Here is a 19,608-nt window from a genome sequence, read left to right as displayed (position 1 = left end):
ACCGCGCAGATACAGATGTCAGGCGGCCGCCGGCCGCCCTGCATGCCAGCTTTTAATGCACGGGGTGGCTGCGGAAGTGGTCGCCCTCTTCGCCGTCATCATCCTCGTCGTCGTGGTCGTGGCCATGCGCGCCGTGCACGTGGCCGTGCGCGATCTCGACATCGAGTGCGTCGCGCACGTCGGTCACTTCCAGTTCGAAGCGCAGCGCCATGCCGGCCAGCGGGTGATTGCCGTCGAGGACAACCTTGTCGTCGGCGATGTCGGTGACGGTGAAGATCATTGCTTCTTCGGTGCCGTCCGGGCCGTCGGGCATGCCTTCGAACTGCATGCCCACTTCAAGCGGCTCCGGCAGGCGCTCGCGCGCTTCGACCTTGACCAGCGAGGAGTCGTAGTCGCCGAACGCATCGTCCGGCTCGATCTGCAGGACGCAGGCATAGCCCGTTTCCTTGCCATCGAGTTCTTCTTCAATCTTCGGCAGGGTATTCTCATAGCCGCCGTGAAGATAGACCATCGGCTTGCTGCCGTCTTCGATCAGATTGTTCTGCGCGTCGGACAATTTGTATTTGACCGTTACGACCGTGTTTTTGGCAATCTTCATAGTGCTTCCTTTCAGTGTGTACTGGCGGATTATACCTCCCCGCTGCCTTGCCCTGTTTCGGACTTGGTTATAATGTCGCATGAAAAAATTAACGCTCTTGGGCGATATCACGCCCGCCCAGTTTTTACGCGATTACTGGCACAAGAAACCGCTCTTGATCCGCCAGGCGATCCCCGGCTTCAAGCCGCTGCTCAAGCTCGATGCCCTGGCCGCGCTCGCCAGGCTGAACCATGTCGAATCGCGCCTGATCACCCAGGTCGACGGCGACTGGAACATGCAGCACGGCCCGCTGACCGAATTGCCGCCGCGCACGCAGCGCGAATGGACCATGCTGGTGCAGGGCGCCAACCTGGCCGACAAGGGCGCCGACGCGCTGCTGCGCCAGTTCCGTTTCATTCCGGACGCGCGCCTGGACGACCTGATGATCAGCTACGCCACCGATGGCGGCGGCGTCGGTCCGCACTTCGACTCCTACGATGTGTTCCTGTTGCAGGCGCACGGCAAGCGGCGCTGGCGCATCGGCGCGCAAAAGGACTTGTCGCTGGTCGAAGGCAAGCCGCTCAAGATCCTCAAGAACTTCAAGCCGCAGGAAGAATTCCTGCTCGAACCGGGCGACATGCTGTACTTGCCGCCCCATTACGCGCACGATGGCGTGGCCGAGGGCGAGTGCATGACGTACTCGATCGGCTTCCGTTCGCCGTCTTACCAGGAATTGGGCGAAGCGTTCCTGCAGTTCATGGCCGATTCGATCGACCTGCCGGGCCGCTATGCCGATCCGGACCTGGAAGTGGCAAAGAACCCCGCCGAAATCCCGCGCAACATGCTCGCGGCGATTACCGAAGAAATGAACAAGGTGCGCTTCACCGAGGAAGACGTAACGATTTTCGTCGGCGAGCACATGTCCGAACCGAAGCACAATGTGTTCTTCACCGGCCCGGCCAAGCCGTTGACGATGGGACGCTTCGCCGAGAGTGCCGCCAAGCGCGGCGTGGTGCTCTCGCTCAAGTCGCAGATGCTGTATCGTGGCAAGCACGTGTTCATCAACGGCGAATCGTTCGCCGTGGGCCGTGCCGACAAGGCCGTGCTCGACGTGCTGGCCAACGAGCGCGCCCTGCCCGGCGCCGCTTTGGCAGGCGCGTCCGACGACGTGATGGAAGCGCTGTACACCTGGTACCAGGATGGATGGATTGAACTCGCCTAAAGGAATTGCCATGACCGACGCCACCGCACTGCCGTTCAACTCGCACGCCGAATTCGAAGCGCAGCTGCGCGACTGCCTGGGGCGGGCGCGGTCCACCTTGCAATTGTTCGATCCGGATTTTTCGGTCTTTCCGCTTGGCAGCACCGAGACCGATGCCGCACTGCGGCATTTCCTGGCCGGCGGTGGCGCCATCCAGATCGCCATGCATCGGAGCGCCTATATCGAACGCCACTATCCGCGCTTCCTGCGCCTGCTGCGCGAGTTCAACCACAAGATCGAGGCGCGCGCCACGCCCCGCTCGCTGCATCACCTGACCGATTCCTTCTGCATCGCGGACGGCACGCATATCGTGCGCCGCTTTCACAGCGACCACATGCGCGGTGAAGCCGCCTTCGATACGCCGCAGGCGACCGAACTGAGCCAGGAAAGATTTTCGGGAATCTGGATGGAGGCGGTTTCAACGTTACATCCGACCACCACTGGTTTGTAAGGGTTTGTAAGGCCCGAAACGGCCGCGTCAGAATATAAATCGGAGATGCAGCAAATTGGCCGATGAAATGAGCACAAAGATGCCTTTTATCACAACATGAATGTTGCCAGTTCGCAAAAAGCTTCCATAAAAGCATCTTCCCGCTATTGCGAAGCACCAAATTTAGCTATAATATCGGGTTAGGAAGTTTCCGTTGTCTGTCAAGCACCATTACAGGTTCGAAAGCTAACGAGAATTCCCTAACGAGCGATAATTACCGGTAATTATTCATCGCAACATACGTAGTCATCATTTAGTGAATTAATTAAGGAAAACCCATGAAAAAATCTTTGCTGATCGTCTCCCTGTTGGCTGTTGCCCTGGCTGCTTGCACCAAAAAAGAACCAGAAGCAGTTGTTACCCCAACCCCAGTTGTGGAAACCCCAGCAGCGGTTACCCCACCAGCAGCTCCAGTTGATGCTCCAGTTCCAGCAGCAACCGAAGCCGCTAACGCAGCAGCTACCGCTGCTTCGGCCGCTTCCGTAGCAGCTGACGCTGCTGCTGCCGCATCGGTTGCCGCATCGACCGCAGCGTCGGCTGCTGCATCGGCTGCCAAGTAATCAGCACGATTTGAAAAGGCCGGCCTGCGGGCCGGTTTTTTTGCGTCCGCAGATTCGTATGCCGAGGCTGCGCCCGCGGCCCGTCTTTCCCGGCCAGGCCGGCATCGCGCGACAAGGTGCATGGACGTAAAAAAACCGGCCTCGGCCGGTTTTTTTATTGCTGCGTCGAAGCTTACTTCAATTCGTCGCTCAGCAGTTTCAGGATCTTGGCGCCGGTCGGCGATGTTTCCGCCTTGCCGTCGTTGCTCTGAACCGCCACCTTGCTCACCGTCGCACCCGCTTCGGACTTGACCGTCACGCGGTAGCGCTGCGCTTCCTTGGCTTTGTCCGAGGATGCGCCAAAGCTGAACAGCTTGCTCAGGAAACCGTCTTTCTCGGCCAGGTCGGGATCGACATAGCGCACGAAATACACGCCCTGCACGCGGTCGCGGTCTTCCACCGTGAAGCCGACCCGGTCCAGCGCCAGACCAACCCGGCGCCAGGCGCGGTCGAAACCTTCGGCCACTTCCACCGTATCGCCCAACAGCTTGGCGTTCTGGGGAACGGGGAGCGCCGCCGCCACCGCCGCTTCGGCCGGCTTGACGTCGGCGATGCCCGACAGCTTGGCCAGCAGGCGGCTCAGGAATTGCGCTTCCAGGCCCGGATCGTTCGGACGCACGGTCCAGGTGGTCGAATCCTTTTGCGAACCGACCAGCACTTCTTCCGCGCCGCGGTGGCTGATGTAGATTTCGGTGCCGTTCGGGGTGCGCTCCAGGCGCGTGCGGAACTTGTCGCGCTCGCCCGTCGAGTACAGCGAATCGAATACCTTGCCGATCGACTGGCGGATAATGTCTTGCGGGATCTTCGAGCGGTTCTCGGCCCAGTCGGTCTCCATGGTGCCGGTGGTGGCCGACTCGCTGATGACGGTAAAGCCCGAATCGGCCCAGAACTGCTTGAGCTGCGGCCACAGCTGCTCCGGCGTCTGGTTCACCACCAGCCAGCGCTGGTTGCCGCTGCGCTCGACCTTGATGCCCTCGCCGCCGGCGACCGCCACCGCCTGCCCGTTTGGCGCCGGCATCGCCGTCGTGCCCTTGGGCTGCTGGTAGGTCGAGGCGCTGGCCACGCCGCGCGTTTCGGGAATGCTGTAGCGGTTGTCGCGCTCGAGCTGGGTCAGGTCGGGCGGCACGTCCAGCGACGCCGCTTTCTTGGCGCCGCGGTAATCGAGCTTGTCCTGTTCGATGACGGAACTGATCATGCCGCAGCCGGACAGGCTGACCATCAGCGCCGAAAGCACCAGGGTGCGCGTTGCCGCCGGGGGGACTGCCATGGCCGAGGCCTTGTTAATTGTCTTGCGAATAGTCATGTCGGTACTGGATGAGAAGCTGAAAGGCAGCTGGTGTCTGGGATGATCCGACCCTTGCGGGTCAGGGCTGTGGTAGGACGCCGGCTTCGCGCAGGGCGGCGCGGACCGCGTCGTGGCAGTCTTGCCCCAGCGGCGCCAGGGGCAGGCGGATGCCGGCAGGCATCAGGCCCATTTCCGCCATCGCCCATTTGACCGGGACCGGGTTCGGCTCGATAAACAGTTTCTGGTGCAGCGGCATGACCTTGTCGTTGATCTCGACAGCGCGGGCGATGTCGCCACCCATCGCGGCCGCGCACAGTTCGTGCATCGCGCGCGGCGCCACGTTGGCCGTGACCGAAATATTGCCGGCGCCACCGCACAGCATCAGCGCGATCGCGGTCGGGTCGTCACCCGAATACACGGCGAACGATTTGTCTACATTGCGCAGCAATTCCAGGCCGCGCCCGATGTTGCCGGTCGCATCCTTGAGGCCGACGATGTTCGGGATGGCGGACAGGCGCACCACGGTATCGTTGCTCATGTCGGCCACGGTACGGCCCGGCACGTTGTACAAGATGAGCGGCAGGTCGACCGCTTCGGCGATGGCCTTGAAGTGGCGGTACATGCCTTCCTGGGTTGGACGGTTGTAGTAAGGCACAACCACCAGCGCGGCATCGGCCCCGACATCCTTGGCATATTCGGTCAGCTTGATCGCTTCGGCGGTCGAATTGCCACCGGTGCCGGCAATGATCGGAATGCGGCCCTTGGCGTGTTCGACGGCCAGCTTGACCAGTTCGCAGTGTTCCTCGACGCTGACGGTGGCCGATTCGCCCGTGGTGCCGACGATGACGATGCCATCGGTACCCTCGGCGATGTGCCAGTCGATCAGCTTGCGCAGGCCCGGATGGTCCAGACTGCCGTCTGCATGCATCGGGGTGACGATTGCTACTATGCTGCCCTTGATCATATGTAGGTAACTATGCTGGTAAGTAAAAGCCTGATTGTAGCGGATCGTCCGCCGGAATGGTTCATTGTTGACTAGAATCGCGCTTCGGTCGGCGCCGCACCGCCGTCCAGACGGGCATCGGCGCGCGCAAAATCGGCCCCGGCGGCGCACAGGCGCTGCACCATCGCCGCCCTGGGCGCACTGGTAAAACCGTCTTCAAACGCCAGCACGCGCAGGTGATGGGCCGCCGCCTGGCGCAGCAGTTCGCCTTCGTGCAGCAAAAAGGCAGGATTGCTCGGGCGGCCGAATTCTTCATTTCCGCATGCAAACGTTTCATAGATCAGCAAGCCGTCCGCGGCCAGGCTGCGCACCAGCGCGGGAATGAGCGGCCGGTGCAGGTAATTGGTCACCACGATCACGGCAAAGCGCCCTTCCTCGAAAGGCCAGGCCAGGGTGCCGTCTTCGAGGTCGAACTGCAGCGGGGTAATGCCCTCGCCCGCCGCGGCGGCCAGCGCCTCGGGGTCGCGGTCGAGCGCGATCACCGGGTGGCCGAGCGCGGCCAGCAGGCGCGCGTGGCGGCCAGTGCCGCAGGCCAGGTCGAGCGCCTCGCCGCGCGGCGCCAGCGGCGCGAAGCGGGCGATCCAGGCGGATGCGTCGGAGTGGAGTGTGTCGGTCATCAGGAATTCCTTTATCAAGTGTAAGCCAGGCCCATCGCTTCGCGCACATCGCGCATCGTTTCCTGCGCCAGCTTGCGCGCCGTTTCGCAGCCGTCGGCCACGATGGCGCGCACCAGCGAGGGGTCGTCCAGGTATTGCTGGGCACGTTCGTGCATCGGTTCCTGTTCCTTGACGATGGCGTCGATCACCGGCTGCTTGCATTCGATGCAGCCGATGCCGGCCGTGGTGCAACCCTTGACCACCCAGTCGCGGGTTGCTTCGTCGGAATAAACTTTGTGCAATTGCCACACCGGGCATGTGCGCGGATCGCCCGCGTCGGTACGGCGCACGCGCGCCGGGTCGGTCGGCATGGTGCGCACCTTCTTGACCACCGACTCCTTGTCTTCGCGCAGGGAAATAGCGTTGCCGTAACTTTTGGACATTTTACGCCCGTCCAGCCCGGGCAGGCGCGATGCCACCGTCAGTTTGGCCTGCGGCTCGACCAGGATCAGCTTGCGGCTGCCTTCCAGGTAGCCGAACAGGCGCTCGCGGTCGATCATCGACAGGCTTTGGGCATCGTTGAGCATGGCGTGGGCTTGCTCCAGCGCATCGTCCTTGCCGTCCTGCTGGTACCCGGTGCGCAGTTCCAGATACAGCCGGGCGCGCTTGCTGCCGAGCTTCTTGACCGCTTCCATGGCTTTTTCCTCGAAGCCTTTTTCCTTGCCGTACATATGATTGAAGCGGCGCGCGATCTCGCGCATCATTTCGATGTGCGGCACCTGGTCGTCGCCCACCGGCACCTGGGTCGCGCGGTAGATCAGCACGTCGGCCGCCTGCAGCAGCGGGTAGCCCAGGAAGCCGTAGGTGGCCAGATCCTTATTGCTGAGGTTATCGATCTGGTCCTTGTAGGTCGGCACCCGTTCGAGCCAGCCGAGCGGCGTGGCCATCGACAGCAGCAGGTGCAGTTCGGCATGCTCGGGCACGCGCGACTGGATGAACAGGGTCGCCTGCGAGGGGTCGATCCCGGCCGCCAGCCAGTCGACCAGCATGTCCCAGGTGCTGCGCTCGATGATCGCGGGGTCGTCGTAATGCGTGGTCAGGGCGTGCCAGTCGGCCACGAAAAACAGGCAGGGCTGTTGCGACTGCATCCTGATCCAGTTTTTCAGGGCGCCATGGTAATGGCCAAGGTGCATGGTGCCTGTCGGACGCATACCGGAAACAACACGATCTGGGTACATGAATTAACTCAGGAGAAAAGAAAAGGGAGAGAAGAAAAGGGAGAGGCAACCTTGGCAAAGGCGGCAATCGCGATCGTCATCGCCTTGGACAGGAAGCTGTCGAGCACATGCAGGCGCATCAGCAGGATGAAGGAGGCGAAAATGAGCACGTCGATCACGGCGACATCGTTCACGAGCCGAAACATGCGCTTGGGCAAAGCTGCCAGCATGCCGGCCGGCAGCAGCGATGCCAGGGACCGTCCGCCGTCCGGCGGCACGGTCGGCAGCCAGCGCAGCACGCGCTCGGGCAGCACGCTGGCCAGCACGTGGCTGCCGTCCAGCGGCGGGATCGGCAGCAGGTTAAACACCATCATGACCGCATTGACGCTCACCCCGGCGCGCACCATGTCGTACCAGAAGCGCTCGCTGATGCCGGCCACCGCCAGCAGGATGCCGATGATGCTCCAGGCCACGCCCATGGCGAAATTGGCCGCCGGGCCGGCCAGGGCGACGAAGGCCATGTGTTTTTTGGGATTGCGCAGCTTGTCGAACTCGACCGGGACCGGCTTGGCGTAACCGAAGGGCAACTGGATCAGCCAGTACAGCACCAGCGGCAACACCACGGTGCCGAAGGGGTCGATGTGACGCAGTGGATTGATGCTCAGGCGACCTTCGTTGGCCGCGGTCGGATCGCCGAAATACCGGGCCACATAGCCGTGCCCCACTTCATGCAGCGAAATGGCGAACAGGACCGGAATCGCGAACACGAGCAGTGCCTGGACGGTCTGGTGAGTGCTATTCATCGGACGATTCTAGCAGAGCGGGCACGCGGCCCTGGCGCTGTCCCGGGGGCCGCGGGGCGGGTCAAAGGCCGAACACGGCGGCGTTGCCGCGGCCCTGGCGCACCAGCACGACGTCGTCGCCGGTCAGGTCGATCACGGTGGTCGGTTCGAGCGAGCAGGCGCCGCCGTCGACGATCAGGTCGACCTGCTTGTCGATGCGCTCGCGGATGCTGTCGGCGTCGGTCAGCAGTTCGCCGCCTTCGCCGTCCGGGTCGGGCAGGATCAGGGTGGTGCCCAGCAGCGGCTGGCCCAGTTCGGCAAGCAGCGCCTGGGCGATGGCGTTTTCGGGCACGCGCAGGCCGATGGTCTTGCGCGACGGGTGCGACAGGCGGCGCGGCACGATCCGGGTCGCTTCCAGGATCACCGTGTACGGGCCCGGGGTGGCGGCTTTCAACAGGCGGAACTGGCGGTTGTCGACCCGCGCATACACCGCGATCTCGGACAGGTCGCGGCACAGCAAAGTGAGGTGGTGTTTCTCATCGATGCCGCGGATGCGGCGCAGCTTTTCCACCGCCCCCTTGTCGTCCAGGTGGCACACCAGCGCGTAGCACGAGTCGGTCGGCAGCGCGACAATGCCGCCGCCGTGGATGATCTGGGCGGCCTGCTTGATCAGGCGCGCCTGCGGATTGTCGGGATGGATTTGAAAGAATTGGCTCATGCGGGCGGCAGGTTGTTGAGGGCGGCGATACGCTCCTCCATGGGCGGGTGGGTCGAGAACAGCGCGCCCCAGCCATTGCCGTGGCCGGAAATGCCGAACGCCGACATTTGCGACGGCAAGGCGCCGGGCGCCAGGCCGCCCAGACGCATCAGGGCTTGCTGCATGGGACGCGGGCTGCCCAGCAGCTTGGCCGAGCCGGCATCGGCGCGGAACTCGCGCTGGCGCGAAAACCAGGCGACGATGATCGACGCAACCAGGCCGAACACCAGTTCGCACACGAACACGGTGACCATATAGCCGATGCCGGGGCCCCGGTCGCTGTTACCACGCAGCAAAACCTTGTCGACGAAAAAGCCGACCACGCGCGCCAGGAACACCACGAAGGTATTGACCACGCCCTGGATCAGGGTCAGCGTCACCATGTCGCCATTGGCGACGTGGGCCACTTCGTGCCCGAGCACCGCTTCGACTTCATCGCGGTCCATGCTTTCCAACAAGCCGGTGGAAACGGCGACCAGGGCGGAATTTTTGAAGGCGCCGGTGGCAAAGGCATTTGGCGCGCCCTCGTACACGGCGACCTCGGGCATGCCGATGCCGGCCCGTTCGGCCAGCTTGCGCACTGTATTGACCAGCCACACCTCGTCGGCGCTGACCGGATTGTCGATGACGCGCGCGCCAGTCGACCATTTGGCCATCGTTTTGCTCATCAACAAGGAAATGAACGACCCGGTGAAGCCGACCACGGCCGAAAACACCAGCAGCTGGCCGATATTGATGCCGGACGCACTGACCCCGCGCGCGATGCCGAACACGTTCAGCACCAGCGTCAGGACGAGGATCACGGCAAGGTTAGTGGCAAGGAACAGCAAAACGCGCTTCATGGCAAGCCTCCCGGCTTCGACATTAATGAACAGGAAAATAAGATAGGGCTGACCGGGGCAAATACAAGAGCCGCGCCGTTGCCGCCAGGGCAGCAAGGGCGCGTTTTAAGCGTGGTGTAAGCAATGCCGCCGGGCCTGCGCCAAGCCTTGCGGCGAGCAGCCTTGCACCATGCATTAGAACCAGTCGTGCCAGACCGGCTTGACGCTGGACGGCAGCGGCGGCAAGGCCGCAAAATCCACGCGCGACTCGCCCGGCGCATGAAAATCGGTCCCGCGCGAGGCCAGGAAGCCATAACGCCGCGCTTCCTCGGCGTACAGGTGATATTGATCGGGCGTGTGGCTGCCCGTGACCACCTCGATCGCCGTGCCGCCCAGTTGCTTGAATTCATCGAACAACGCGCCCTGCCCCACCATGCCCAGCTTGTAGCGGCCCGGATGGGCGATCACCGGAATGCCGCCGGCGCCGCGAATCCAGCCGACCGCCTGCGTCAGGCTGGCCCAGCGGTGCGGCACGTAGCCGGGCTTGCCTTCGACCAGGTATTTACGGAACACTTCCGGAATGTTCGCGCACACGCCGGACTCGACCAGGTAGCGTGCGAAATGGGTGCGCGACATCAGGTCGGGATTGTCGACGAACTTGAGCGCGCCCTCGTAGGCGCCGGGAATGCCGGCCCGGGCCAGCTGGTCGGCCATTTCGCGCCCGCGCGCATCGCGTCCGCTGCGGGTGTCGGCCAGGCCCTGCACCAGGCCGGGATTGTCGGCATCGATCTGCAGGCCGACGATGTGCACGGTGTGGTTGGCCCAGGTGATCGAAATTTCGACGCCGGAGACGAAGTGCATGCCCAGTTCGCCGGCCGCCACGCGCGCCGCAGCCACGCCGCCCACTTCGTCGTGGTCGGTCAGGGCCCACACGTTCACCCCCGCTTTATGCGCGTATTTGGCGACGGCGGCCGGCGCCAGGACGCCGTCGGACACGGTCGAGTGACAATGGAGATCTACATTCAGCATACGCAGGCAACGCTCGGATCGGCAACAGAGTGGGGACAGGCTTTATTGTACGCTGACTGAGCGATTGGCGCGGAGTGTGGCGGAGTGTGGCGGATTGCGCCCCCGCCCTCTCCATGCCTTACGCCAGGAACGCCTCCACCATCGCGGCCAGCGCCTCCGGCTGATCGTGGTGCAGCATATGCCCGGCATCGGCCATCATGCGCGTCGTTACCGTTTTCAAGTGCCCCAGGCGGCGGTCGACCTCGATGCGTGCTTCCTCGCGCGGCCCCATCCATTGCCACATATTGGTATCCTCCGCCTCGACCCACAGCACCGGCGCGGTAATGGCCGACCAGCAAGCCATCACTTCTTCCACCTGGTAGCCGAGCGGCGTCGGCTTCTTGTGATTCGGGTCGCCCAGGATTTCCCACTCGCCGGCATCATTCCGGGCCGACCAGTGCTGCGACAAAAACTGGGCGCGGGCGTCCGACAGGCGCGGATTGGTCTTTTGCAGCCGCGCCGCCACCGCCGCCTGGCTCGGATAGGTGCGCAGCGAGGGCGGCTCGCGCATTTCATCGAGCCACTTGGCATAGCGCCGCGGCGCCTTTTCCGGGTTCGACGCGGGCATGCCGAAGCCTTCCAGATTGATCAGGCGGCGCACCCGGGCCGGGCGCGCGCCGGCGTAAATACCAACCACGTTGCCGCCCATGCTGTGGCCGAGCAGGTTGATTGCGTCGCCCGGTGCGTAATGGTCGACGATGGCATCGAGATCGGCCACGTAATCGGGGAACCAGTAGGTGTCCGAATGGCTGCGCTCGGTAAGCCCGAAGCCGCGCCAGTCGGGCGAAATGACGTGCCAGTCTTTCTTGAGGCAATCGACCACGAACTGGAACGAGGCGGACACATCCATCCAGCCGTGCACCATGAACAGCTTGGGCGCCCCCTCCCTGCCCCAGTGGCGCACGTGGGTACGCAAGCTGCGTACGGTCAAAAATTCGGAACGGGATGGTTTCATGGGACACTCGGCAATAAAAAAGAACGACCGTTCGAATTATACCGGAGAACTTTTTTCGGGTTGCCGGTGCCCTCGGCCGGGGCCGTGGCCAGCGTCCACGAGCAGGGTCAGGTAGCGGGTGGATGCAAGCGGGTGTCAAGTGCAAACGCCTCTTGGAACGCCTTGGCGACCATCTTGCCGCCTCGCTTGCTATCGAAGATGAGGTTCCAGCTATGTTTTGAAACGACACTCGGCAAGAGTACAAACTCATGTTTGTCCAGCAAAGCGTCCCCAAACTGCTGCTGACCAATACTTGGCACGCCTGGGGTGAGCCAGTTCGCGTTCGGCAAATCCAATGGATTGACAACATGTATACGCGGACCGACGGTCGGATCGATCCGCAACGACGTCAGTACGTGCGCAACCGTGTCCAAGGTTTTAAATCCTTTGTGAACCGCCACCTCGAGTATCGCTGTCGCGGGGTCGAGAGAGCAGTAAACAACGTATTTGGAACCCTTGACATTCCAGCGGCCGCCGACGCGGAAGGCACCTTCGCCGCGGTCCCATGCGGACGCGTGCACGGCTTGATCCAGGCGCCAGGCAACCAGGCTTGCATGACCCGAGGTGTCCGGTAAAGGTGTCACGCGTAAACGCCGTATTCCAGTCTGGTGAGCAAGTCCTTCACCAGATCGTAACCCGCACTCGTCAACAGCAAATCAAGCGGTCGCCGTCCTTCAAGCGCCAGCGCAGGTTCGCCAAGCCACCGAACGCCCTCTTCCTTCGATCCGAACACCGCGCTAGCCTGGGTCATCACCTCGGCAAAGTTCCACGCTTTACTGCTTTGTTCGCTGGTGAGGAGCTTGTCCGCAGCGTGCCTGCGCTGCGACGTCCTTTTGCTCATGCCGACAGTTTTTTGAAGAAACTCGGGATTCTTTAATTCAGGAATACTCTCGATCAGAAAGGTCATGACAGCGTTGGGAAATCCTTCCATGATGAGTACATGAACGTCGAGCTTGGTTTCAATTTTCCGCTTCATCGCCTCTTCGCCGCCCAGAAACATGACGGTCTGTGGGAACTTCGCCAAATCGCCGGTGGCGATCGATGATTCAGCGACGACGCGCGCCGGCGTGTCTCGCGCTAATGCTGCCTTCATTGTTGCCTCCCTTCCCGACGACACATGTCATTTCAGAGTATGTCAGGTGTCACGCGGAAGTCAACCGGACAACGGCGCTTTCATGGGCGATGTCCTTCCAGCTTCAGTCGTAGCGAAAAATAGGGTGACCCCGCTTAATTGGTCCAGTACAAATACCGCAGAAAACCCATGCCGGTATTGGTCTTGCTGGCCTGTTCCGCCATCTGCGGCAGCGGCGAGACCGGGTGGGTCCTGTCGATGCGCTGGCAATGGCTGGTCGGCAGCTTGGTGCCGCGGAACGCGTACAGGGTACCGGCCGCCGGTGGCTGCAGATACACCTTGGCCACATTCAAGCCGGTCCCCTCCGGACACAAGGGCGCCATCGCCGCCAGCATCCCGTTTCCGCCCTGCGCGGCCGGCAACAAGGAACGGCCTTGCCACAGTGCCGACATTTCCTTGATCATCATGTCCCAACTGGCGAAATCGGCCGCGTCGAGCGGCACCGGGAAGACGGTGTTGGCCTGTTTGGGGTTGCCGATCCACTCTTCGTCGTCATCGGTTTCGGCCAGCACTTCCTGGCGCATCTTGCCCGAGACCAGGAAACCGTTGCCGATCAGCTGGTGCGCCGCCTTGAGCAAGGCCGGCCGCGCCAGGATCACACCGTTATGGTCCTTGGCCAGGTCGAACGCGCGCACATTGGTCAGCAAGCCTTCGATGAAATGATGGTAGGCCAGCGACCATAAAATATCGCTCTGGTCGACCCGGATGACGGCGCCGAGGTTGTATTCGCGGTCGTAATAGTCCTGATCGTTACTCGGGCCGCGCATGCTGAACGCCTGGTGACCGCGCTTAGGCAGGGCGAACAGGTATTTTTCCCACAGCTTGACCTGCCCGTCGCTGTCGAGGTCCAGCTCCCACTGCGCGGGTGCCAGGCGCAGCGACTTGCGCTTGCCGAGCTTGATCTGGGACAGCAGCTTGCGCGTGGCGCCCAGTTCGGCGATCACGTAGTCGATTTCCTTGGTCACCTCGATCACGATGGCGTCGTTCGACGTGCGGTCTTTATGCATCCGCTCGAAGCCACGCGTGCCCCAGGTGACGATCTGGCGCACCAGCGCCGTATCGCGGCAGATGACGGCGGCAATGCGCGCATCGTCATCCTTGGGCACGGCGCCCTTCTCCACCTCGCGGCAGGCGGCGTGGTAGCCGTCGGTGGTGGTGAAATCGGCAGCGCGCGCCGCCGGGACCGCCAGGGCGGCGCCCAGGGCCAGCGCACCGGCCAGGTGCGAAACAGGGGAAAGTCGCATGATGCCTCCGCTATAAACGTGTCATAAAAGAAAGCTATCCTACGCGAAACAAATAGTCTTGCGCCGCCCCGCCTTGTGATTAGAAGAAAACCCCCAACCTTCCCCGGACGCGGTGGTAAACCGCCATGCCGCGTCGAAAGCGCCGGGGCGGCGTAAAATAGCGCCATTCCAACGCTTCCCGACATCAAAAATGGCTATCTACCAACTGGGCGAGCATGCCCCCGAGATTCACGCATCCGCCTACGTCGCCGATTCGGCCAGCCTGATCGGCAAAGTGACGCTGGAGGCCAATACCTCGGTCTGGTCCGGCGTGACCATTCGCGGCGACAACGAGCGCATCACGATCGGCGCCAACAGTAACGTGCAGGAAGGCACGGTCATGCACACCGACATGGGCTATCCGCTCACCATCGGCAGCAACGTGACGGTCGGCCACCAAGCCATGCTGCACGGCTGCACGGTGGGCGATGGCTCGCTGATCGGCATCCAGGCCGTGATCCTCAATGGCGCGAAGATCGGCAAGGGTTGCCTGGTCGGCGCCGGCGCGCTGGTGACCGAAGGAAAAGAATTCCCCGACCACTCGCTCATCATCGGCGCACCGGCCAAGGCCGTGCGCACCCTGAGCGCGGAAGACATCGCGCGTCTCGAAGGCAGCGCCGCCAGCTATGTGGCGCGCGGCCAGCTATTCAAGACGCAACTGAAAAAGATTGGATAAACAATGACTACAGACAATACCAACGACACCCTGCAAAAATTCATCTTCGACAATGCCGCCGTGCGCGGCGAGTTCATTGAAATCTCCAGCACCTGGCGCGAGATCCAGCAGCGCCACAGCTACCCGCCGGCCGTCAGGACGGTGCTCGGCGAAATGGTGGCGGCGGCGGCCCTGCTGTCGGCCAACCTCAAGTTCAACGGCGCCATCGTCATGCAGATCCATGGCGACGGGCCGGTACGCCTGCTGGTCGTCGAATGCGATTCCGACCTGCGCATGCGCGCCACCGCCAAGCTGGCAGAAGGCGTCACCGTGGCGGACGACGCCAGCCTGACCGAACTGCTTAACGCCGGCGGCAAGGCGCGCTTCGTCATCACGCTCGACCCGGTCGACAAGATGCCCGGCCAGCAGCCCTACCAGGGCATCGTGCCGCTCGACGGCGACGACATGGCGACCGTCATCGAAAACTACATGCTGCGTTCCGAGCAGCTCGACACGCGCCTGTGGCTCGCGGCCGACGACAGCGTCTCGCGCGGCCTGCTGCTGCAAAAGCTGCCGCGCCACAGCGGCAAGGATGACCAGATCAAGCAAGGCAGCGAAGCCGACGAACTGGAAACCTGGAACCGCGCCGTCATGCTGGCCTCGACCCTGAAGCAGGAAGAGCTGCTCTCGACCGATATCCAGACCCTGATGAACCGCCTGTTCTGGGAAGAGACGATCCGCGTGTTCGAGCCGGCCCATCCCCGGTTCCACTGCAGCTGCACGCGCGAAAAAGTCGGCAACATGCTCAAGATGCTGGGCCGCGAAGAAGTCGACGGCGCCCTCGATGAACTGGGCCAGCTGGCGATCGACTGCGACTTCTGCGGCAAGCACTACTCATTCGACAAGGTCGACTGCGCGCAGCTGTTCGTGGGCGGCGACACGCCGGTCGAAGTGCTCCTTCCCGCCAGCGACGTGAAGCACTGACATGCGCGAGTCGCCACGCTCCGCGTTCCCGCATTTTCTGGCGATTCCGACGCGCTGGATGGACAACGACGCCTACCAGCACGTCAACAACGTCGTCTACTACAGCTTTTTCGACACCGCCGTGAATCAGTTCCTGATCGCGCGCGGCGTGCTCGATATCCACGCCGACACCGTGGTCGGGCTGGTGGTCGACACGGGCTGCTCGTACTTTAGCTCGGTCGCCTTTCCGGACACGGTGCACGTGGGCGTGCGCGTGGCCAAGCTGGGCAACTCCAGCGTGCGCTACGAGCTGGCGCTGTACCGCAACGATGAAGCGCTGCCCGCGGCGGCCGGGCATTTCGTTCATGTGTACGTCGACCGCGCGAGCAACCGTTCGGTACCCGTGCCCGACACCGTGCGCGCCGTGCTGGCCACCATCGCCAGCGCGCCGCCGGCATAAGCTGGCATGCCGGCGGCATCCACCCACACCATGCGCACGCTGGCGCATGACGACGCCGGCGCCCTGCTGGCGTTTGAACTGGTCAACCGCGCCTGGTTCGAGCGCCACGTCGAAGCGCGCGACCCGGCGTTCTATTCGGCGCAAGGCGTGGCGCGCCACATCGCGCAATACCTGGAAGGCCATGCGGCCGGCAGCTGGCATCCGTGCGTGCTTCTCGATGAGGAAGGCCGGATGGCCGGACGCGCCAATCTGAAGGATATCGACCGCGTCAAAGGTTCCGCCGAAGTGGGGTACCGCATCGCGCAAGACCAGACCGGCAAGGGCCTGGCCACGTTCGCCCTGCAAAACCTGATCGCGCTGGCCCGCTCGACCTGGCAACTGAACGAGCTGCGGGCCGAGATCACCCTCGCCAATCAGGGTTCGGCGGCGGTGCTGCGCAAATGCGGCTTCGTCCACGCAGGGGACCTGCCACGCCTGGCCATGATCGACAACGCCTGGGTCGGCGGCGCCCGCTACCTGCTGGACCTGACGCCGGCCTGAAACTGCGCTTCGCTATCACCTGCACATAGGCCCACGCTTCGACCACGCCGCCGCACCTCACAGCCCCACCATCACCATCTCCTGCTCGCTGTAGCGCGCGCCGCGCACCGCGCCGCGTGGCACGGCGGCGCCGATCGTCGCCAGTTCCGCCGCGCTCAACTCCAGCTGTGCAGCGGCCACATTCTGCTCCAGGTGAACCAGCCGGCGCACACCCGGAATCGGCACGATCTGCTCGCCCTGCGCCAGCAGCCAGGCCAGCGCCAGCTGCGCCGCGCTGACCCCGCGTGCGCTGGCCAGATGCTCCAGGCGCGCCACCAGCGGCGCGTTGGCGCGCAGCGCCTCGTCCTGGAAGCGCGGCAGACCGCGCCGATAGTCGTCCACCGCCAACGCATCGGTTGACCCCAGCTGCCCGGTGAGGAAACCCCGCCCCAGCGGACTATAAGGCACGAAGCCCACGCCCAACTCGCGGCAGGCCGGCAGCACCTCGTCCTCCACCTCGCGGCTCCACAGCGAATACTCCGACTGCAGCGCGGCGATCGGATGCACCGCGCAGGCGCGCCGCAGCGTGCCGGCCGACGCCTCCGACAAGCCCAGATGCAGCACCTTGCCCTCGCGGACCAGATCGGCCATGACGCCAACCACTTCCTCGATCGGCACCGCCGGATCGACCCGGTGCTGATACAGCAGATCGATCGCCTCCACGCCCAGCCGGGCCAGCGAGCCCTCGACCGCCGCACGCACCTGCGCGGGGCGGCTGTCCACCCCCGTCACCCGCTGCATGCCCTGCCCCTGCGCGCCGATGCGAAAACCAAACTTGGTGGCGATGCACACCTTGCCGCGCAGCCCACGCAAGGCCCGCGCCAGCAGCTCCTCGTTGGCATAGGGTCCGTAGACCTCGGCCGTATCGAACATCGTCACGCCCAGCTCGACGGCGCGGTGCAGCGTGCGGATCGACTCCGCGTCGTCGGCGCCGCCGTAGGCAAAGCTCATCCCCATGCAGCCCAGCCCGATGGCGGACACCGACAAGCCGGTCGATCCCAATGTGCGCGTTTTCATCACAGCAAACTCCTTCTGTATTCAATCGAGCGGCCAGTACGGGTGGTCTCGATTGATTCGATAAGAGGCCTTACCCTGCATGCACTACTGAGCAAAATTCATCAATTCATGAGCGGTTTTCGCGCACCCGCCGTCTTAGTGCCCCAGCGCGTAAACGAGCGCATAAAAGTGCTTGCCGTCGACCACCGTGAGCGCGAGGCTGCCGGTGATGCCGCTTAACTCCTCCGTGCCCGAATCGGGAACGATCGTGATGAGCGCCCGGCTCGTACCGCCCTGCATCGTGCCCGCATGCTGGAGCACGAAGCTGCCCTTCCTGCCCGCCAGCGTACCGCTGACCCGTTCAATGGCGACGTAGGCGGCCGAACCTTTGGTGTCGCTGACCGCCGTGAGCATGGTGCCCTTGCCGGCGGCGGTCAGCTCGCCGCGATACTGCTTGTCGAGCGCCATGCGGGCGATGGCGGTACGGCCTTCCTTCTCGGGAGCGCCAGCGGGTATGATCGCTATCTCGAACGGCCCGCTGGCGCGCAGCATCGGCGGCCCGGCCGGCGGCGTTTGTGCGGCGGCCGGTTGCAGGAAGGCGAGCAGGGAGAGCGCGACGGCGCTGAAGCGGAACAAGGACATGGCAGGCTTTCGATTCAAGAGTGGGCGGCGACGGCACAATTGCGCTCGCTGACGGGAAGCTCCACACTAAGCGCAAGGACGAAAAACATCTTGGATAAACCCGACACAGCGCCAGCCACGCCGAAAGGCGTCGTCGATCCGCTCGGCATGGCGCGCCGCATCCGCCTTGCCACCTACCCGCCATCGGCGCCGCTGGCGCGCTTTGTCGACTACTTCTGGATCGTCGAATGGAACATGGGCGAGCGCGCGCCCGAAATCCAGCGCGTGCTGCCGTATCCGAATGCCCACCTGGTGTTCGACCGCGGCCAGAGCGCCATTCACGGCGTGGTGCGCGGCGCGTTCGAGCGCACCGTCGCGGGAGCGGGCCGCGTGCTCGGCGTGCGCTTCAGGCCGGGCGGGCTGCGGCCCTTTATCGCGCATCCGGTTTCGCGCCTGGCCGACCGCACCATGCCGTTCGACGAGGTCCTGCGCGTGCCCACCCCCGTTGCCGAACAGCGCGTGCTCGATGGCGGCAGCGATGCCGGCATGGTCGGCGCGGCCGAAGCGATGCTGCTCGCCGTGCTGCCGGCGCCCGATGCGCGTGCGCTGCTCGCCGAACAAGCCGTCAACGCCGCAGCAGCCATCCACGGACCGGCCAGCGTGGCCGCCCTGTGCGTACACGTGGGAATCGAGGAACGCGCCCTGCAAAGACTGTTCAGTAATTATGTGGGAGTGTCGCCCAAGTGGGTGATCCAGCGCTACCGGCTGCAGGAAGCAAGCTGGCGGCTGGCCAGGCCGGCACCGGTGGACCTGGCGGCGCTGGCCAGTGACCTCGGCTTTTTCGACCAGGCTCATTTCACGCGCGACTTCACCAAGCTGGTAGGCACGTCGCCGCTGGAATACTGGAAATCGCAGCAGGAGCCGCGTCAGAGCGGCCCATAAAGCTTGCGCACGGCAGCCGCATCGGCGCCATCGGGGAGAAAATACTGCAGTTGCCAGCGCTGCGTGGCCTGCGCCTGTTTGCTGGCCGTGAGCACCCATGGCGGATAGACGCGGATCGCGCGCTTGCCGCCCTGCCCCGCGCGCGCCACGATATCGCGTGTCGCCAGCACCGCCTTGGGAAAGACAAACTGCCCGAACTGGTCTCCCTCGCGGGTACTGACCACGAACAGGTCCACCGGGTCGGTCTCGTCGAACGGCTGGATTGGGCCGCTGCCGATGCGCTTCCACAGCGTGACGAACTGGCCAACCTTGGTCGGGGTGATTTTGGCGACGCGAAAGCGCACCTGCATGCCCTCGACCGCGAAACTGCTGGCCGCATACTCGGCGCTTTCCGCCTCGTGCCGGGGCGCGGTCCAGGCCATGCCGTGCGTGTCGTACGCGCGCTGGAGCACGCGCAAGTCCGGATGGAAGGGGTTTTCTTTTATTGTCATGGGATCAGGCGGCGCAGCCGTGGAGAAAGCGGCATT

24 protein-coding genes are annotated in these 19,608 nt (G+C 63.7%); 8 read left to right on the top strand and 16 right to left on the bottom strand.

Features of this window, described 5'->3' with window-relative positions; all coding sequences use genetic code 11:
* Positions 1-52: 52 nt before the first annotated feature.
* Positions 53-598, bottom strand: a complete 546-nt coding sequence (locus CR152_RS15600; protein ID WP_099875828.1) for an FKBP-type peptidyl-prolyl cis-trans isomerase — start codon at positions 596-598, stop codon at positions 53-55.
* Positions 599-677: 79 nt separating this feature from the next.
* Here CR152_RS15600 and CR152_RS15595 point away from each other — a divergent pair, with 79 nt between their 5' ends.
* The 3 genes from CR152_RS15595 to CR152_RS15585 all read left to right on the top strand — a co-directional run bounded on the left by CR152_RS15595 (position 678) and on the right by CR152_RS15585 (position 2,888).
* Positions 678-1,799 carry a cupin domain-containing protein gene (locus tag CR152_RS15595; RefSeq protein WP_099875826.1) on the top strand — a complete coding sequence of 374 codons (1,122 nt, stop codon included), beginning with the start codon at positions 678-680 and terminating at the stop codon, positions 1,797-1,799.
* Positions 1,800-1,809: 10 nt separating this feature from the next.
* Positions 1,810-2,289, top strand: a complete 480-nt coding sequence (locus tag CR152_RS15590) for a DUF7931 domain-containing protein (protein ID WP_099875824.1) — start codon at positions 1,810-1,812, stop codon at positions 2,287-2,289.
* Positions 2,290-2,606: 317 nt separating this feature from the next.
* Positions 2,607-2,888, top strand: coding sequence for a hypothetical protein (locus CR152_RS15585; RefSeq protein WP_099875822.1), 282 nt, complete (start codon positions 2,607-2,609; stop codon positions 2,886-2,888).
* 172 nt (positions 2,889-3,060) lie between these two features.
* On the opposite strand, the gene bamC is transcribed toward CR152_RS15585, so the two are convergent.
* From bamC to CR152_RS15525, 12 genes are all read right to left on the bottom strand, one after another.
* A complete protein-coding gene (bamC, locus tag CR152_RS15580; RefSeq protein WP_229413410.1) occupies positions 3,061-4,194 on the bottom strand; it encodes an NlpB/DapX family lipoprotein in 1,134 nt (377 codons plus the stop codon).
* A gap of 97 nt (positions 4,195-4,291) precedes the next feature.
* Positions 4,292-5,176, bottom strand: coding sequence for a 4-hydroxy-tetrahydrodipicolinate synthase (dapA, locus tag CR152_RS15575; RefSeq protein ID WP_099875820.1), 885 nt, complete (start codon positions 5,174-5,176; stop codon positions 4,292-4,294).
* 71 nt (positions 5,177-5,247) lie between these two features.
* Positions 5,248-5,832, bottom strand: a complete 585-nt coding sequence (locus CR152_RS15570; RefSeq protein WP_099875818.1) for a class I SAM-dependent methyltransferase — start codon at positions 5,830-5,832, stop codon at positions 5,248-5,250.
* Positions 5,833-5,846: 14 nt separating this feature from the next.
* Positions 5,847-7,049, bottom strand: coding sequence for a tryptophan--tRNA ligase (locus CR152_RS15565; RefSeq protein ID WP_099875816.1), 1,203 nt, complete (start codon positions 7,047-7,049; stop codon positions 5,847-5,849).
* 8 nt (positions 7,050-7,057) lie between these two features.
* Positions 7,058-7,831, bottom strand: coding sequence for a site-2 protease family protein (locus tag CR152_RS15560; protein WP_099875814.1), 774 nt, complete (start codon positions 7,829-7,831; stop codon positions 7,058-7,060).
* Between the two features lie 61 nt (positions 7,832-7,892).
* A complete protein-coding gene (locus tag CR152_RS15555) occupies positions 7,893-8,528 on the bottom strand; it encodes an L-threonylcarbamoyladenylate synthase (RefSeq protein ID WP_099875813.1) in 636 nt (211 codons plus the stop codon).
* Positions 8,525-9,409, bottom strand: coding sequence for a protease HtpX (htpX, locus tag CR152_RS15550; protein ID WP_099875811.1), 885 nt, complete (start codon positions 9,407-9,409; stop codon positions 8,525-8,527). Before htpX ends, CR152_RS15555 begins: the two co-directional genes overlap by 4 nt.
* A gap of 174 nt (positions 9,410-9,583) precedes the next feature.
* The gene (locus tag CR152_RS15545) at positions 9,584-10,417 is read right to left on the bottom strand and encodes a 3',5'-nucleoside bisphosphate phosphatase (protein WP_099875809.1); all 834 of its coding nucleotides are present in this window, start codon (positions 10,415-10,417) and stop codon (positions 9,584-9,586) included.
* Positions 10,418-10,535: 118 nt separating this feature from the next.
* Positions 10,536-11,411 (bottom strand): alpha/beta fold hydrolase, encoded by an 876-nt coding sequence (locus CR152_RS15540; protein WP_099875807.1) that lies wholly within the window; start codon positions 11,409-11,411, stop codon positions 10,536-10,538.
* Positions 11,412-11,518: 107 nt separating this feature from the next.
* Positions 11,519-12,034 (bottom strand): RES family NAD+ phosphorylase, encoded by a 516-nt coding sequence (locus CR152_RS15535; RefSeq protein WP_099875805.1) that lies wholly within the window; start codon positions 12,032-12,034, stop codon positions 11,519-11,521.
* A complete protein-coding gene (locus CR152_RS15530) occupies positions 12,031-12,543 on the bottom strand; it encodes an Xre family toxin-antitoxin system antitoxin (RefSeq protein ID WP_099875803.1) in 513 nt (170 codons plus the stop codon). The genes CR152_RS15535 and CR152_RS15530 overlap by 4 nt, the downstream gene beginning before the upstream one ends.
* 134 nt (positions 12,544-12,677) lie before the next feature.
* Positions 12,678-13,826 (bottom strand): hypothetical protein, encoded by a 1,149-nt coding sequence (locus tag CR152_RS15525; protein WP_099875802.1) that lies wholly within the window; start codon positions 13,824-13,826, stop codon positions 12,678-12,680.
* Between the two features lie 190 nt (positions 13,827-14,016).
* Here CR152_RS15525 and CR152_RS15520 point away from each other — a divergent pair, with 190 nt between their 5' ends.
* The 4 genes from CR152_RS15520 to CR152_RS15505 are packed head-to-tail and all read left to right on the top strand — an operon-like array spanning position 14,017 to position 16,483.
* On the top strand, positions 14,017-14,541 hold the full coding sequence (locus tag CR152_RS15520) for a gamma carbonic anhydrase family protein (protein WP_099875800.1): 525 nt from the start codon (positions 14,017-14,019) through the stop codon (positions 14,539-14,541).
* A 3-nt stretch (positions 14,542-14,544) separates the two neighbouring features.
* Entirely contained in the window at positions 14,545-15,504 is a 960-nt protein-coding gene (gene hslO, locus CR152_RS15515) for an Hsp33 family molecular chaperone HslO (protein ID WP_099875798.1), read from the top strand.
* A gap of 1 nt (position 15,505) precedes the next feature.
* Complete coding sequence (locus CR152_RS15510) at positions 15,506-15,943, top strand: acyl-CoA thioesterase (RefSeq protein ID WP_157778502.1); 438 nt, start codon at positions 15,506-15,508, stop codon at positions 15,941-15,943.
* 6 nt (positions 15,944-15,949) lie between these two features.
* Positions 15,950-16,483, top strand: a complete 534-nt coding sequence (locus tag CR152_RS15505) for a GNAT family N-acetyltransferase (protein ID WP_229413409.1) — start codon at positions 15,950-15,952, stop codon at positions 16,481-16,483.
* Positions 16,484-16,540: 57 nt separating this feature from the next.
* On the opposite strand, the gene CR152_RS15500 is transcribed toward CR152_RS15505, so the two are convergent.
* Both CR152_RS15500 and CR152_RS15495 read right to left on the bottom strand, forming a co-directional pair.
* Entirely contained in the window at positions 16,541-17,539 is a 999-nt protein-coding gene (locus CR152_RS15500; protein WP_099875796.1) for an aldo/keto reductase, read from the bottom strand.
* Positions 17,540-17,674: 135 nt separating this feature from the next.
* Positions 17,675-18,160, bottom strand: a complete 486-nt coding sequence (locus tag CR152_RS15495) for a DUF3224 domain-containing protein (protein ID WP_229413408.1) — start codon at positions 18,158-18,160, stop codon at positions 17,675-17,677.
* Between the two features lie 90 nt (positions 18,161-18,250).
* Between CR152_RS15495 and CR152_RS15490 the strand changes: the two genes are divergently transcribed.
* Complete coding sequence (locus CR152_RS15490) at positions 18,251-19,081, top strand: helix-turn-helix domain-containing protein (protein ID WP_229413407.1); 831 nt, start codon at positions 18,251-18,253, stop codon at positions 19,079-19,081.
* On the opposite strand, the gene CR152_RS15485 is transcribed toward CR152_RS15490, so the two are convergent.
* A complete protein-coding gene (locus tag CR152_RS15485) occupies positions 19,066-19,572 on the bottom strand; it encodes a MepB family protein (protein WP_099875794.1) in 507 nt (168 codons plus the stop codon). The two genes, CR152_RS15490 and CR152_RS15485, sit on opposite strands and share 16 nt — an antisense overlap.
* Positions 19,573-19,608 lie beyond the last annotated feature (36 nt).

It is taken from the genome of Massilia violaceinigra, from assembly GCF_002752675.1.
GTDB classification, from domain to species: Bacteria; Pseudomonadota; Gammaproteobacteria; order Burkholderiales; family Burkholderiaceae_D; genus Telluria_A; species Telluria_A violaceinigra.
The sequence above is the reverse complement of the archived record's forward strand: the minus strand, read 5'-3'. Positions and strand labels throughout refer to the sequence as shown.